We start from the raw sequence: 14,496 nt of genomic DNA, 5'->3' as shown, positions 1-14,496 counted from the left end.
ACCAAGTTTTAACTTCGATCATATTCTTCTTTATGAACAATCTCTTTATCTATTTCAGATGGACGGCTATTCTTCACAAAGAAAGACAGCACTAAGCCGATTAAGGTAATAATCGATAAAACCAAGAAAGCTGTATTAGCACCAACTATACCTGGGAAATCCCTGCCTGCATTTTCTGCAATGGATTCTGTTTGTGTCATCACAGTAACTAAGATGGCTGTTCCAACCGAAGCTGCCACATTACGCAATGTATTATCCATAGCTGCACCATGGGCAATTAATCGTTTCGGCAGCTGATTTAATCCAGCTGTTGCGACCGGCATCATTACCATGGAAACACCTAGCATCCGTAAGGCAAACACGAGTGTCAAATAGGTCATTGAGGTTGTATCATCGAGAACTGTGTAAAGGAACGAACCTATTGTCATAATGGAGAAGCCGATAATTGCCAGCCATCTGGCTCCAATCTTATCAAAAATCCGCCCCGTAATTGGAGACATAATTCCCGTAATCAAAGCACCTGGCAAAATCACCAGCCCAGACTGTACGGCACTAAACTCTCTGGAATCCTGCATATATAACGGTATGATAGTTTCTACGGCAATCAACCCCATAAATGAAATCATCCCAAGAATCACGGTAAACGGAAAAATAGAATAAGTAAACACACGGAATTCCAACATTGGATGCTTTAACTTAAATTGTCTCCAAATAAACCAAGCTAGTGAAACAAAACCAACTAACAAGACAATAATCGTAATCGGAGATGTCCAGCCGTAATTACCAGCACTGGAGAAACCGTACAATAAACCACCAAAACCAAACGAAGATAGAATAATAGATAATACGTCTAATTTCGGCTTAGAAACCTCTGTTACATTTTTCATCACAAAATAAGCGATAATAATATCAATAATGGCAATTGGCAAGATAATGTAGAAGAGAGCACGCCATGAATAATGCTCTGTTACCCATCCGGATAAGGAAGGCCCAATTGCCGGTGCAAAGGAGATAACCAACCCTACAAGCCCCATTACACTTCCTCGTTTGTTCACTGGAAAGATCAATAAAAAGACAGTTTGCATTAACGGCAGCATCACACCTGCGCCTGCTGATTGAATCACGCGTCCAGCTAATAAAAACCCAAAATTCGGCGCTACAGCAGCAACCAAAGTCCCCACAGCGAAGATACTCATTGCCGTAATAAATAATTGTCTTGTGGTGAAACGATCAATCAAAAAGGCACTGATTGGTATCATAATTCCATTTACCATCATGAAGATAGTAGTCAGCCATTGTGCAGAGTTAGGAGTAATTCCCATCTCGTCCATTATAGGCGGAATAGCTGTAATCATCAGTGTTTGATTAAGGATGGCAATAAAAGCACCAGCTAATAACAATGCCACAATTGTTCCTCTTTTTTCTACAGACACAGACATGTACTCACTCCCATTCTCATCAATTTATTTCTAGTCACGAAGAATATTGTATGTCCTTTTCTATAAAAAAGCAAAAAATAGCAACCGAAAACCGGATACTATTTTAACCAGCCTTTCTCCTGAGCTTTTGCTACAGCCTCCAAGCGATTATCTACTTCTAACTTGTCTAGTATGACAGATATGTAATTCCGCACCGTTCCATTTGATAAAAATAGTTCCTTGGCAATCGCTTTAGTGGTCTTTCCCTCGATAAGCAGCTGCAATACCTCTTTTTCCCGCTTTGTTAACGGATTTTCCTCTGCAAAGGCAAGGTCAATTAATTCAGGAGAATACATTCGCTTCCCTTTCATAATTTGCCGAATCGATTGAGCCAAGTCTTCACTTGGGCTGTCTTTTAATAAGTAACCACCCACTTCTGCCTTTCTGGCTCGTTCAAAGTAACCAGGTCTTGCAAAAGTCGTTAAAATAATTACTTTACAAGAATTATCTTTCAAATGTTCTGCTGCCTCTAAGCCGGTCATTACCGGCATTTCAATATCGAGTAAACAAATATCAGGTTGTTCTTGTTTAACTAACGCTAACAATTCTTCTCCATTACCAGCCTTGCCCACCACTGTCATGTCCTCTTCTAAATCCAGGAGGGCTCCTAATGCTCCCAACAATAACTGTTGATCTTCCGCTATCACGATTCGAATCAAGATTAAACCTCCTCCATTTGCCTGATCACCTTTGGTACGGCGATATCTACTTTAAATCCGCCAGACTGCTTATCAATGAGCAATGCGCCATTTATAAAGCTCAGACGTTCTCTCATCCCATACAGACCATTACCAAATTCCTTTTCACTGAGGTTTCCTATGCCATCGTCTGCGACTTGCAGCTTGATGTCTTTTTTGGTTTCAACCAGCTTAATCGTACAGTGTTTCGCTTGGCTGTGCTTAACCACGTTTGTTACAGCTTCTTTCAAGCACATGCTTAGGACATTTTCAATTAATGTCGGTATAGATGGATAATCCACCCTTGCTATGATCTTATGTTTGATTTGTGCTGCGTCCAATAACTGTTCAACATGGGCAAGTTCTTCTGTCAGGCGGATATTTTTCATATTGGATACCATTTCCCGTACTTCTTTCAGTGCGTTCCTTGCTGCACCCTGTACATCCTGCAGTTCCTTTTTTGCTGATATATGATCTTTTTCAATTAATTTAGCAGCCAGTTCACTCTTTAAACCGATCATCGATAGCTTCTGCCCTAATGTATCATGCAAATCACGTGCAATCCGGTGACGTTCTTCGATTATAGCCAGCTCGGCAATTTTTCGATTCGCATCTTCTAATTGTTCTTCTAATTCTTCTTGCTTTAAACGGTTATAACGATTAATAGGTATTAAAATGACCCCTAGCACCATCACAATCAAGAAAGGGAGCTGATTCAAGAACATGGTATAATTCAAGAAAAACCCTGCCGTAATGGCTCCTACCATTACCACCAGATGAATAACATACATCGTAATAAATCCTGCCTTGCTGCGAATATTCCCAATAAAGAAAGCAGTGAATAAAGCAAAATAGACATAGCCGTAGAGCATGGTCATGATAATATGAATGATAAATTCAAGGCTTAATCCTATGTAGACGAGCGGCCCGTGAGAGTTAAAGGTAAACCAATATATTGCGAAGAAAAGCAATGTGATCGCCACACCGACACTAATTTCCCAAATAGAAGTCGATCGAAAAATAAAATAAAATGGCAGCACACAAAAAATAATCCAAATATATAAACTTAACCCCGTGTTTTTAGGAAAAATATGATACCAATGCCGCACCGCACATCCTCCTCTCTCCAGCTTGATGCTATTGTACCAAATATGACTTTTCTTGGATAAGAAAAACACTTCCTGCCCGCTGAGGCTTATCGAAATGGCAGAGTCCATGATTAAACACTTACATCAGAAAAAAAGTCCTGAACATGAAGTGCCCCCTATTGTTAGATAGCATCTCACAATAGGGGGTTAGCTCCATCATTTATGACCGAATCGTCGAAGTTCGCTTTACTGGCGTGACCTTTCGATCTTGCTTCTTCTGGATACGCTGTTTCATTTCGCGAAAACCAATAAATGTTTTCCGTTCTTCATCATACAAGCGGAACTTAAGTGATTCCAAGCTAGTCTTCAAGGTAATCGTTGTCGCCTTTTGTAATGGCGGTGTTTGCTTATGTGCTTGTTCCAGATGATAGTTTGGAACTTTCGGTGCCAAGTGGTGTACATGGTGATAGCCAATACTTCCTGTCATCCATTCTAACCATTTGGGCAATTTATAATAGGAACTGCCATCTACCGCAGCCTTGACATAATCCCATTCTGATTCATTTTCAAAATAAGAATCCTCAAATTGATGTTGTACATAGAATAACCAAATTCCAAGCGCTGCTGCTATATAAACAATCGGCAGCTGCACCAATACAATGGCTTGCCACCCTAATGTAATGGCGATCAGGCTATAGATAGCTATTAAAGAGAGATTAATGATATAGGTATTCCAGCGCTCCTTTTTCCGGGCATCTTTACGATTAATACGGTTGCTGTATAACAATAGCGAGAACGGCCCTAAACCAAACATAATAAACGGATTGCGATATAAACGATATTGCAACCTTTCCCATTTGGTTGCCTTCTCATACTCAGCCACTGTCATAATCCAAATATCACCCGTACCGCGATGATCAAGGTTACCACTTGTCGCATGATGAATAGCATGTTCTCTTTTCCACTTTTCAAACGGGAAATGAGTGAGTATACCTGTAATAGTCCCCAGTATCCGATTTAATTTTGTGTTTTTAAAAAAGGATTGATGGGCACAGTCATGGAAGATAATAAATGTCCGAACCAAGAAGCCCGCTGCGAATATACTGCATAATAGACTTAACCAAATGGAAACAGCTAAACTCTGATAAGCCACAAACCATAAGAGAAAAAATGGCGGGATCGTATTGAATAATTGAATCATACTTGTCTTTGTTTTAGATTTTGCATAAGGCATAACGTCTTTTCTAAGTTGTGCTTGCTTTTGTTTACTCATGTGTATCCCTACTTTCAAAAAAGCTTGCTATAGCTTCTATTATAAAAAAAGAGATACACTTTTTTTAGACACAGTTGTCAGGTATTTTATATGACATTTGTCATATTTTTTAGAGGAGACTTTTCTATCAGTGGTGTCCTGCTCCCTCTATGTCATACTCAAACACCGCAATAATTGAAATGCCCCAGCTGTTTGATCTTAAATTAACACCTATGCTAAACTGATGGTAAAATATTTGATGACCAACGGAGGGATGTTATGAAAAAACTGCTCTTCATCATAGGAGTAGCTATCCTACTACTTAGCAGCTGTCAGGCTACCGAATCGAAAGCGGACATCTTTAAACAGCAAGGTATGTATCTAGGCGATAATAGCGAGGTCGTCAGCATAATCAACAAACTGCCGAATGCAGAGTACTTTGACTCGATGGAACTGCAAACAAAAGCAGAACCTTATGGTATTACATTGTATTATCAGCCTTTAGCGTCCATTGCAGCAGAACAAGAAATGGCAGTCCACCATGCTACATTTCTATTTGCTTTAATAAACAACGCGGAGACAGCCACCTTTACTTTTGGCGGTCAATCCTATACCTTAACAAAAACTGATTTAGAAAAGCTATATCATGTAAAATTAGGTGACTTACGTAAGATGGAAGAGACCCAATCATTAATAGAAACTCACCAACAAGAGGTCATCACAAACCTACTATCATAAAGAACACCTTTCATTAATCAGCAGTCTTGATTCACATGGAAGGCCCCCTGTTCCATTATTTTCTCTTGAGCATTCTGGAACATACCCATGCGGCAATTCCAATCAGAATCGATAGCCTCGATGAAAACCTATACAATGAACCAACTTCAAGCAGTCAATAGAAATGCTTATAAATAGAAAGCTCAGCCCTAAAAAAACAGGCTGAGCTCTTTATTTATCGCGAAATATTAGCGGAACGCTTCGTAAAGTCTACCCCTTGATAGTAGGTGTTCTTCACAAGAATATTTGGACCAAGGCATTTAGCAGCTGGACAATGGCAATTTAATGATTGAGCGGTTTTTGATGCCATCCAGCGACGGTAGGAATCCTCTAGTGGTGTATCCTGAATATTGCCTAAAGCTGGTCCTTCGTCATCACCAAAATCTGTCACAATTACTTCCCCAGAGAAAATATTCACATTCAAACGGGAGCGTCCATCTGGATCATTTCGAACGGTAACATTTCTTTCTTGAAAAAGCCTTTGTTGTAAGGCTAATTCTTGCTCATTTTGACTACATGGATAAAATGGCAAGGTGCCAAATAGCATCCACACTGTTGGATCACGATGATTCAACAAACGTTCAATCCCCACTTGCATTTCCGTTAAACTCAGCGTCTGCATCGTACTGGCAAAATCGACTGGATACATAGGATGTATCTCGTGACGGGCACAGCCCATTTCTATCACCTGATCATGAATCGATTCTAAGTATGGAAAGGTTCGTTTGTTCAACATCGTCTCTGCAGCGACCATCACACCAGCTGCAGACAACCTTTGCGAATTATCAATCATCCGCTCAAAGTACTTTTGGCGATTTTCCTCGGTTGGTTTGCGTTCCATATTGGCAAATCCCGTTTCAGCAAATTCTTCTGGTGTTCCCCAATTATGAGAAATATGCAGAACATCTAAATAAGGAATAATTTCCTCATAACGGCTGTATGGCAAGGTAAGATTGGAATTTATTTGCGTGCGCACCCCACGTTCATGAGCATAGCGCAGCAATGGCACCACATATTCACGCACCGACTTCTTCGACATCATCGGTTCCCCGCCAGTAATACTCAATGTACGCAAGTGAGGGATTTCGTCCAAACGCTGCTGCAGTAAAGAAAATGGCAAAGCATCCGGATCTTTATCTCGAAGTGTATAGCCGACAGCGCAATGGGCACAGCGCATATTACACAAATGAGTGGTAGTAAACTCAATATTTGTCAGCGTCATTTCCCCATATTCCTCCACATCCATATAGGCTTCCCATGGATCAAATGACGGTGTGATCAATGGCTTCGTTTGATGAGCCAATACCATAAGAAAAACTTCCTTTCTGCTAAACTATCCTCTTTATTGTATCAAACTTCCCGTTCGTCTGCCTTAACATTTAGTGAAAGGGTACAATCATAAGAAAATTTCTATAATTTATACAAAAAGAGACTGTTGCACAATGGGAGCTACATGGTGCGACAGTCTCTTCTTAAGTGCATGATTTATTCTTTTCAAATAGTTGAAAAGGGGTGCCGTCAAGATATCTATTTCTGTTGACACCTATAGCTACTCGATCGTTTCAAACCCTAAGATGTGGGCTTTGATCAAATGCTGAGATTATCATCTTAGCTGTTTAAGCTTTAAGGAGCTGGCTTTTGCTAAGATGTTGGGGTCTACTTAGCTGTTTAAGCCCCAAGAAGTTGTCTTTTACTAAGATGCCGGGGTATCTTATCTTTTCAAGCCCCAAGGAGCAATCTTTTAAACCAGATGCTAAGGCTATTCTTTTCATGCTATGATTCTCTCTGTTGAAGCCGACTTAGAAAATTGAAAAAAGAATGTCTTCTGTAAAGACACTTTTCCATCACTAGCAATAATCAAAAGGAACATCCAACATACAAAAAAACTGCCACAAAATGCAACATGTACATTTTGCAACAGCCCCTTACATCTATTTGCTAAAATAAGCCTCGGCCTTTTCCAGATAAGGCTCTTGCTCTGGAGTTAATTCATATTCTTCTACAATTGCGTCTACCGGACAAACAGCTACACACGCCCCGCAGTCAATACAAATATCAGGGTCAATATAGAAGTGATCACTGCCTTCCTCAATACAATCAACCGGACAGACGGTTGCACACTCCCCTGCCTTTTCTGTCTCACAAGGGGCGGTAATTACGAACGCCACCATCTCCACCTCCTTTTTTATTCATCTATTTTACAGATCGCCAAGTCTACTTGGCGAAGACTTTTCTTTATTCCAATGGTTTTCCAACAAACCATTTAATCCAAGAAAAAGAAGCGGGAAGCATGATATCCTCCCACTCTCTTACTATATCTCCTATTATACAGCCGCTTGGTATTTCTCTGCAACTACTTCCCAGTTGATTACATCATAAAAACTAGCAATATAATCTGGACGGCGGTTTTGATAATTTAAGTAATAGGCATGCTCCCATACATCAATACCAAGGATAGCGGTCTTGCCTTCTGAAATCGGGTTATCTTGGTTAGGTGTACTGGTTACTTCCAATTTACCAGCCGCGTTTACTACAAGCCAAGCCCATCCGGAACCAAATCTTGTGGTTGCTGCATTTGTAAATGCTTCTTTAAACTGTTCAAAACTGCCAAAAGCCTCATCAATTGCCTTCGCTAAATCACCTGTTGGCTGATCTGCATCTGAACCTGGTGCAATCACTTCCCAGAATAACGTGTGGTTAAAGTGACCACCTCCATTATTTCTGACAGCAGTGCGGATATCTTCTGGTACACTGTTTAAATCTTTTAGAATAGCCTCTAAACCTTTGCTGGCAATGTCATCATGGCCTTCTAATGCAGCGTTTAATTTATCCACATAAGTTTGGTGGTGTTTGCCATGATGAATTTCCATTGTTTGCTTGTCAATCTTTGGTTCCAATGCATTTGTTGCATAAGGTAAAGCTGGTAAAGTAAAGTGTGCCATTGTAATTCCTCCATTTTTATATATTATAGTATAAAAAGTATAATTATATGGTATACTAAAAATAAGAAAATTTCAAATGTTTTTTCTGATTAATTGTTTAGGAGGACTCGCTATGCAACATCACCTTCCAACAACCAAAGATAAGATTCTGGAACTCTTAAAAAAAGAGGTAACCTTATCTGTGAATGAGTTAATAGACCATCTGCAAATCACCCATATGGCAATTAGAAAACATCTTGCCACCTTAGAAAAAGATGGACTAATCCGCAGTGAGGCTGAAAAGGTTAGTGTCGGTCGGCCAAGGCAAAAATACCGTCTGACTGCTAAAGGGGATAGATTATTTCCTAATAATTATGAATCAATCAGTGTTGAATTTCTAAAAGATATCGAAGACCTGCATGGAGAAGAGGCAATCAAGCAGCTTTTTCATAAGCGGGAAGAGCGTCAAGTTCATGCATACAAAAAACTGGTCACCTCCCCTTCTGCTAATGAAAAGATACGCAAGATGGTTGATATTCAAAACAACAAAGGCTATATGGCAGAACTAGTCGAACACGAAGATAATCACTTTGAAATTATTGAGTATAATTGCCCGATTTTTGCCGTGGCTTCTACCTATCATACAGCCTGCCAATGTGAAACCAGTATGTTTAAACAAGTGCTTGATACCCAGCAAGTAGAACGAGTACAATGTAAAACCGAGGGAAATAATCATTGCCGTTTCCATGTTCAGTTTTAAATTAGGCAACAAAGCCTGTTCCATGGCTCTTCTATTTGTCATCTGTTTTGAAACATGGTACCTTAAATAAAAAATGAATATGTAGAAAAGAAGGGTCAATAATCATGATTGAGTTTTTTCAGGGCTTATCCCCTGTTATGCAGGCACTAGTTGCAACGTTGTTCACTTGGGGTATGACTGCCTTAGGAGCTACATTGGTATTTGCTACCAAAACTATGAATCAGAAATTGTTAGACAGTATGTTAGGATTTGCCGGTGGAGTGATGATCGCCGCCAGTTATTGGTCATTATTAGGTCCGGCTATTGAAGCTTCAGCAGATAATGCAATCGGAAATTGGTTTCCAGCCACTGTTGGTTTTCTGCTCGGTGGTATCTTTTTATGGGGTATCGATAAACTGTTACCGCACTTACATCCCAATACCAAGGTCTCTAAAGCTGAAGGAGTGGCTGCCAGCAAACGCAAAAGAAGTACCCTGTTAGTCCTGGCTATCACCATCCACAATATTCCTGAAGGTATGGCCGTCGGCATCGCGTTTGGTGCATTAGCAACCCACAGTTCAGAAGCTGCCCTTGCTGGAGCTATCACACTTGCAATCGGAATCGGGATACAGAATTTTCCTGAAGGGGTAGCTGTAGCAATGCCGCTTCGCGGTGATGGAATGTCACGAAGAAGAAGTTTCTTCTATGGACAATTCTCCGGGATGGTTGAACCAATAGCCGCAGTGATTGGCGCCTTGGCTGTTGCACATATTCAGCCATTACTGCCTTATGCACTAAGTTTTGCTGCAGGAGCTATGATTTTCGTCGTAGCGGAAGAGGTGATACCAAGTTCACAAGAGAAAGGCAACAAAGACCTTGCTGCCATGAGTTTGATGATTGGCTTTGCCGTGATGATGATCTTAGATGTTGCCCTAGGGTGAACTACTCCATGTTTTAGTGGAAGGAAACATATTTATCAATTTTCACCAATTGTTTCCCTTGTTCTTTCAGCTTGTACGATAAGAAAGCAGTGAACATGCCCCATCCGTTATCATGCACGCTTTTGCCCAAGCGAAGGGCTTGAGACATTCCTTTCATGTGCAAATCTTCCATAACGACAGCATCAAAGGTGGAAGCTAGTTCTCTTGATTGGTGGTGAAGAAAGTTCTTCCGCTGGTTGCTGTCTTTTCTTGTAGTTTGGCTACTTTCACCCGTTGTTTTTCCCGGCGGGCAGAACCTTTCCTTTTGCGGGACAGGATTCGTTGCTCTTTCGCTAATTGCTCTAATGCTTGTCGATAGAAACGTGGATAATTGGCTTTCTTACCCTGTTCACTTTCCACATATAGACCATCCATAGCGAAATCCAGACCCACCACTTTCTCTATAGGTACGGCTTTGATTTCCCTTCTCGTATTCTGTCAAAATGGAAATATAATATCTACCTGACTTTGTTTTAGAAATGGTACAAGATTTCAAACGATAATCCGCAGGGATTTCTCAATGCTGGGTGATTTTTACTAATTTTAGTTTGGGGAATTGGATATGACCGCCTTTCAACACACGCAATGTTTCCATTGACTTGATTGGTGGTATAAGACTGTTTATGTTTACAGCTTTTGAAGCGCGGAAATGACGCACGATGTTCATAGAAATTCTTATAAGCCTTCTGCAGGTTCCTTTGTGCGTTTGCCAAAGCCAAGGCATCCACTTCCTTCAGAAAGGGAAATGCCTCTTTATATGTAGCTGGAGTCGGAAATTTTTGTTTTTTCAGTGTGGCTTTGTCGTCTTTGAACTCCGCATAAGTTTCCTTGCGTTCTACTAACATTTTGTTATAAACGAATCGGACACTACCAAATGTTTTAGCTAATAATACGGTCTGTTCTTTGGTTGGCAGCAACCGGAATTGAAAGGCTTTGTATTGCTTCATCCTATCACCCCTTAGCGAATGTATGTTCTTAGCATATCATATGCAAGGCATGTTGGCTACCGTCAACCGACATTCCTCTCCCATCTACTCATTGGACTATCGCTCGTTACATTCCTTGAGGATGGGAGACTTCTTTCGGAATTCGTTTAAAAAAAGATTGACTTTTACCTTATATATTGGCTAAACTAAAGATAATACATGAGAAAGGGTGACGCTGGAGCAATGAAGTTATAATCCTATTTTTTCGCCATATAACGTTCATAAAGCAAATTGACATACTCTAAGGGAGCAGTCTGTCTTTATGACTATATGCAGAATAGGATTGGATCTTCATGACCGGCGCAGCGCTGGACAATCAGCGATGGTTGTCTTGCTTACCCTTTTATTCGTTAAGGTAGCAGCCTCCTATTCTGCAGCATAGAATGGGAGGCTTTTTTCTATGCCTCCTCCATGAATAGAAGATGTTCTAAAAGTCCGATAAAAATGACACGGTGAATGTCGGAGTTGGCGGTAGGGGGGATTCTACTAGGATCACCCACACCGAGTGGGTTACGCAGAAGTCAGCACTTCCGCTACTCACGTATGAAAAGCATACCCTCCGACGACGCCTTGAACTTTCGACGCACACGACGCTAATATCGGTGTTGCAACACGATGTTGCGAAATTAACCGATGACGGTCCTTTTCACCGAACTTTTTGAACACGCACTAATAGGAGGGATTCGATGTTATTAAGCGCACATGACTTAACCGTTTCGGTGGCAGACCGAACATTAGTTGAAGTAGAGCAATTAGAAATACATGCAGGAGATCACATTGGTTTGATTGGCAAAAATGGAACCGGGAAGACCACCTTGTTGAATGTGTTAGCAAATGAAAAAAAACCAGAAGAAGGAGAAATTATCAGCTACACATCGATCGATTTCATCCATCAATTAAAAGAACAAATCGCTGCCAAGAGCGGAGGGGAAATCACACAGCAGCATATCCAGCAAGCATTTGCTACTCGAGCAGAACTGTTATTTGCCGATGAGCCAACCACACATTTGGATAAAGAGCATATTGAATGGGTAGAGAAAAAATTTTTACACTGGCAAGGTGCTTTTGTTGTGGTATCGCATGATCGCGCCTTTCTCGACCGTGTCTGTAATAAGATATGGGAAATTGATCAAGGAGAACTGCATGAATATAGCGGCAACTATCAAAGCTATCAGGAACAGAAAGACCTGAAACGCCAAGCACAGCAGACAGAGCACGAAAAATATCAAGAGAAGAAACAGCAGTTAGAACAAGCTATCATCCAAAAGACAGAACGTGCCCAACGCGCTACCAAAAAACCATCTAGGGTCAGCAACTCTGAAGCCAGTATTATTGGTGCCAAACCTTACTTTGCGAAAAAACAGAAAAAGATGCAAAAAACGGCGAAGGCCTTAGAAACAAGATTAGACAAGCTGGAAAAAGTAGAGAAACCATATGAAGAAAAACCGTTAAAAATGATACTGCCGCAACAGGAGAAACTATCCGGGCGCACCATTATCCAAGTCGAGAACTTATCAGGATATGCGGGCAATAAACAGCTGTGGAAGCCAAGCTCCTTCCAAGTCAAAGCAGGCACTAAGTTAGCTATTATTGGAGAGAATGGCAGCGGCAAGACGACATTACTTCACTATCTATTAGATCGTAAGGATGGAATAACGGTGTCATCTGCCTGCCAAATTGGTTATTTCCAACAAAACCTAGCTTTACTGGATACGAAGCGTTCCATTTTAGAAAATGTACAAGAAGATACTCTCCAAGATGAAACACTCGTCCGCACAGTATTGGCACGTCTTCACTTCTATGGGGAACAAGTCCATAAGAAAATAGCCGTCCTCAGCGGGGGAGAAAGAGTCAAAGTCAGCTTAGCCAAAATCCTTCTCAGTAACAGCAATACGCTAATCCTTGATGAGCCAACTAACTTCCTAGACATCGAGGCAATGGAGGCGTTGGAGAAGCTGTTGATTGAATATGAAGGAACTCTTATTTTCGTTTCTCACGACCGCCGTTTTGTTGAGAAAATCGCCACGGCTACATTGGAGATTAAAGATAACCAACTTCATTTCTTTGCCGGAAGCTACCAAAACTATCTGGAACATCAACAACAGCCAAGCGAGCCATCTGCAGAACAAGAAGACTTATTATTAATTGAAACGAAAATTACGGAAGTGTTAGGAAAATTAAGTTTGGAACCAAATAAAGAGTTAGAGGAAGAATTTCAACGCTTGCTCAAGAAAAAAAGACAATTACAAGAATAAAACGAGACTGGTAGCAGAAAAATGATTCTTATTCTGATGATTAGCGGAAAAGCCGATCAAATTATCGGCTTTTTCCTATTAATACCTCTAAATCGACTGTGACTGAAGAAAGTCTGCAATGCCTTTCCTTACCCCATGTCAGTGGTGTCATCTGCCATAAGGTATCTGCCAATTTCTCCGGTATCTCCCATTGATATTGCATAGAGTAAGATTCCGTCTCGGGAAACCTTTCCTTAAAATGAGCGATAGTATCCGTATTATCATACGAGACCTTCTCTATTGTTAACACTTGTTCACGAATTTCTCGTAAATAGTTAGCACGCGGAATGACCTTTAACACGAGGCCATTCGGAGCAAGCAAACGTTCAAATTCTTGATAATTAGCTGGTGAAAGGATATTGAGCAATACATCGAATTTCTTGGTTTGGAATGGACTATCCGCGAGATCTGCCACTGCCCAAATATGTCCGGGATGATATTTGGCAGCGGTAGTAATACCGGCTTTACTAATATCAAAGCCAATCCCGATTGTTTGTTGCTGCCTCCGTGCAGTGATTTGCGCAAGGTGCGAGCCTTCTCCACAGCCAATATCTAATAAATGTGTACCTTGCAGCAAACTTCCCAGCTTATCATGTAATGGAGCGTACATACCACTTTGAATCACCTGATACCTTGCCTCAAACAAATGCTTATCATAATCTGCTGGTGAAGGTTTTCCATAGAAATTAACATAGCCCTTTTTGGCAATATCAAATAGATGACCATTCGCACAAGTCACTGTGGCCTCTATCACATGAACAGACTCCTGACAAATCGGACAATAGAATAATTGTTTATATCGTGCTAATAATTGCGCTGTCTTTTGCTTTTTGTTCATCAAACCATCGCTCCTACATCGATTGGCTAGTATTTATATCCTATCAGAATCCACACCTTTATTCTATCTTCAATCCTACAATATACATTTCACGCCCCATAAAAAACAAGCAAAGCATTTGTTCCTATACCTTTTAGCAAAGGTGGATGTCCGCAATGAGAAGCAGCTTTCACTCAAGAGTACAAGTGCAACATCTGTTGAACGAAAACGCAAAGCGCCCTTTTAAAAACGTAGAGATTGGAGCTTCACAACGGAGATAAAGGAAACACGGCGACGAAAGGAGTCGATGGCGTGACATCTCTAAAGTTTGGCGCTTGGAACTGGACATGGCTATTCTTGAATAAGAATGAACGCATGAAAAATGATATACTTTCTGGTGTATGAAATAATTAATTCGTACACAAAAAGTCCCATTGACTATGCTACGATTGAAATACTTAACCAAGTTTAATCAATCATCCACCAA

At 40.7% G+C, this 14,496-nt stretch carries 12 protein-coding genes and 1 pseudogene; 4 read left to right on the top strand and 9 right to left on the bottom strand.

Annotated elements, in window-relative coordinates; translation table 11 throughout:
- Positions 1-8: 8 nt before the first annotated feature.
- The 4 genes from JOD18_RS13780 to desA all read right to left on the bottom strand — a co-directional run bounded on the left by JOD18_RS13780 (position 9) and on the right by desA (position 4,516).
- On the bottom strand, positions 9-1,439 hold the full coding sequence (locus JOD18_RS13780; RefSeq protein WP_204669627.1) for an MDR family MFS transporter: 1,431 nt from the start codon (positions 1,437-1,439) through the stop codon (positions 9-11).
- Positions 1,440-1,537: 98 nt separating this feature from the next.
- Positions 1,538-2,137, bottom strand: coding sequence for a response regulator transcription factor (locus JOD18_RS13775; protein ID WP_204669626.1), 600 nt, complete (start codon positions 2,135-2,137; stop codon positions 1,538-1,540).
- A gap of 2 nt (positions 2,138-2,139) precedes the next feature.
- Complete coding sequence (locus tag JOD18_RS13770; protein ID WP_204669625.1) at positions 2,140-3,264, bottom strand: histidine kinase; 1,125 nt, start codon at positions 3,262-3,264, stop codon at positions 2,140-2,142.
- A 199-nt stretch (positions 3,265-3,463) separates the two neighbouring features.
- Positions 3,464-4,516 carry a Delta(5) desaturase DesA gene (gene desA / locus JOD18_RS13765; RefSeq protein ID WP_204669624.1) on the bottom strand — a complete coding sequence of 351 codons (1,053 nt, stop codon included), beginning with the start codon at positions 4,514-4,516 and terminating at the stop codon, positions 3,464-3,466.
- 258 nt (positions 4,517-4,774) lie between these two features.
- On the opposite strand from desA, the gene JOD18_RS13760 reads away from it, so the two are divergent.
- Entirely contained in the window at positions 4,775-5,233 is a 459-nt protein-coding gene (locus JOD18_RS13760; RefSeq protein ID WP_204669623.1) for a DUF4825 domain-containing protein, read from the top strand.
- Positions 5,234-5,447: 214 nt separating this feature from the next.
- On the opposite strand, the gene yfkAB is transcribed toward JOD18_RS13760, so the two are convergent.
- The 3 genes from yfkAB to JOD18_RS13745 all read right to left on the bottom strand — a co-directional run bounded on the left by yfkAB (position 5,448) and on the right by JOD18_RS13745 (position 8,214).
- A complete protein-coding gene (yfkAB, locus tag JOD18_RS13755; RefSeq protein WP_204669622.1) occupies positions 5,448-6,581 on the bottom strand; it encodes a radical SAM/CxCxxxxC motif protein YfkAB in 1,134 nt (377 codons plus the stop codon).
- Positions 6,582-7,203: 622 nt separating this feature from the next.
- Positions 7,204-7,440 (bottom strand): 4Fe-4S binding protein, encoded by a 237-nt coding sequence (locus JOD18_RS13750; RefSeq protein ID WP_204669740.1) that lies wholly within the window; start codon positions 7,438-7,440, stop codon positions 7,204-7,206.
- Positions 7,441-7,596: 156 nt separating this feature from the next.
- Positions 7,597-8,214: a superoxide dismutase gene (locus JOD18_RS13745; protein ID WP_204669621.1), complete on the bottom strand. Its 618-nt coding sequence runs from the start codon at positions 8,212-8,214 to the stop codon at positions 7,597-7,599.
- Positions 8,215-8,326: 112 nt separating this feature from the next.
- Between JOD18_RS13745 and JOD18_RS13740 the strand changes: the two genes are divergently transcribed.
- Both JOD18_RS13740 and JOD18_RS13735 read left to right on the top strand, forming a co-directional pair.
- Positions 8,327-8,953, top strand: coding sequence for a helix-turn-helix transcriptional regulator (locus JOD18_RS13740; RefSeq protein ID WP_204669620.1), 627 nt, complete (start codon positions 8,327-8,329; stop codon positions 8,951-8,953).
- 104 nt (positions 8,954-9,057) lie between these two features.
- Positions 9,058-9,873: a ZIP family metal transporter gene (locus JOD18_RS13735; RefSeq protein WP_204669619.1), complete on the top strand. Its 816-nt coding sequence runs from the start codon at positions 9,058-9,060 to the stop codon at positions 9,871-9,873.
- Between the two features lie 3 nt (positions 9,874-9,876).
- Here the strand turns inward: JOD18_RS13735 and JOD18_RS13730 are convergent.
- Positions 9,877-10,859 (bottom strand): annotated as a pseudogene (locus tag JOD18_RS13730) (RNA-guided endonuclease InsQ/TnpB family protein); the annotation flags it as partial.
- 725 nt (positions 10,860-11,584) lie between these two features.
- Here JOD18_RS13730 and JOD18_RS13725 point away from each other — a divergent pair.
- Complete coding sequence (locus tag JOD18_RS13725; RefSeq protein WP_204669618.1) at positions 11,585-13,153, top strand: Vga family ABC-F type ribosomal protection protein; 1,569 nt, start codon at positions 11,585-11,587, stop codon at positions 13,151-13,153.
- A gap of 61 nt (positions 13,154-13,214) precedes the next feature.
- On the opposite strand, the gene JOD18_RS13720 is transcribed toward JOD18_RS13725, so the two are convergent.
- Positions 13,215-14,030, bottom strand: coding sequence for a putative RNA methyltransferase (locus tag JOD18_RS13720; protein ID WP_204669617.1), 816 nt, complete (start codon positions 14,028-14,030; stop codon positions 13,215-13,217).
- Positions 14,031-14,496 lie beyond the last annotated feature (466 nt).

The organism is Gracilibacillus alcaliphilus (genome assembly GCF_016909015.1).
Classification (GTDB): domain Bacteria; phylum Bacillota; class Bacilli; order Bacillales; family Amphibacillaceae; genus Gracilibacillus; species Gracilibacillus alcaliphilus.
Note: the sequence above shows the minus strand (reverse complement) of the source record. Positions and strands in the feature narration are given on the sequence as shown.

Excerpts from the sequence above, each read along its gene's own strand:
- JOD18_RS13780 (WP_204669627.1), bottom strand. The coding sequence starts at position 1,439 with ATGTCTGTGTCTGTAGAAAAAAGAGGAACAATTGTGGCATTGTTATTA.
- desA (WP_204669624.1), bottom strand. The coding sequence starts at position 4,516 with ATGAGTAAACAAAAGCAAGCACAACTTAGAAAAGACGTTATGCCTTAT.
- JOD18_RS13760 (WP_204669623.1), top strand. The coding sequence starts at position 4,775 with ATGAAAAAACTGCTCTTCATCATAGGAGTAGCTATCCTACTACTTAGC.
- yfkAB (WP_204669622.1), bottom strand. The coding sequence starts at position 6,581 with ATGGTATTGGCTCATCAAACGAAGCCATTGATCACACCGTCATTTGAT.
- JOD18_RS13745 (WP_204669621.1), bottom strand. The coding sequence starts at position 8,214 with ATGGCACACTTTACTTTACCAGCTTTACCTTATGCAACAAATGCATTG.
- JOD18_RS13740 (WP_204669620.1), top strand. The coding sequence starts at position 8,327 with ATGCAACATCACCTTCCAACAACCAAAGATAAGATTCTGGAACTCTTA.
- JOD18_RS13735 (WP_204669619.1), top strand. The coding sequence starts at position 9,058 with ATGATTGAGTTTTTTCAGGGCTTATCCCCTGTTATGCAGGCACTAGTT.
- JOD18_RS13725 (WP_204669618.1), top strand. The coding sequence starts at position 11,585 with ATGTTATTAAGCGCACATGACTTAACCGTTTCGGTGGCAGACCGAACA.
- JOD18_RS13720 (WP_204669617.1), bottom strand. The coding sequence starts at position 14,030 with ATGAACAAAAAGCAAAAGACAGCGCAATTATTAGCACGATATAAACAA.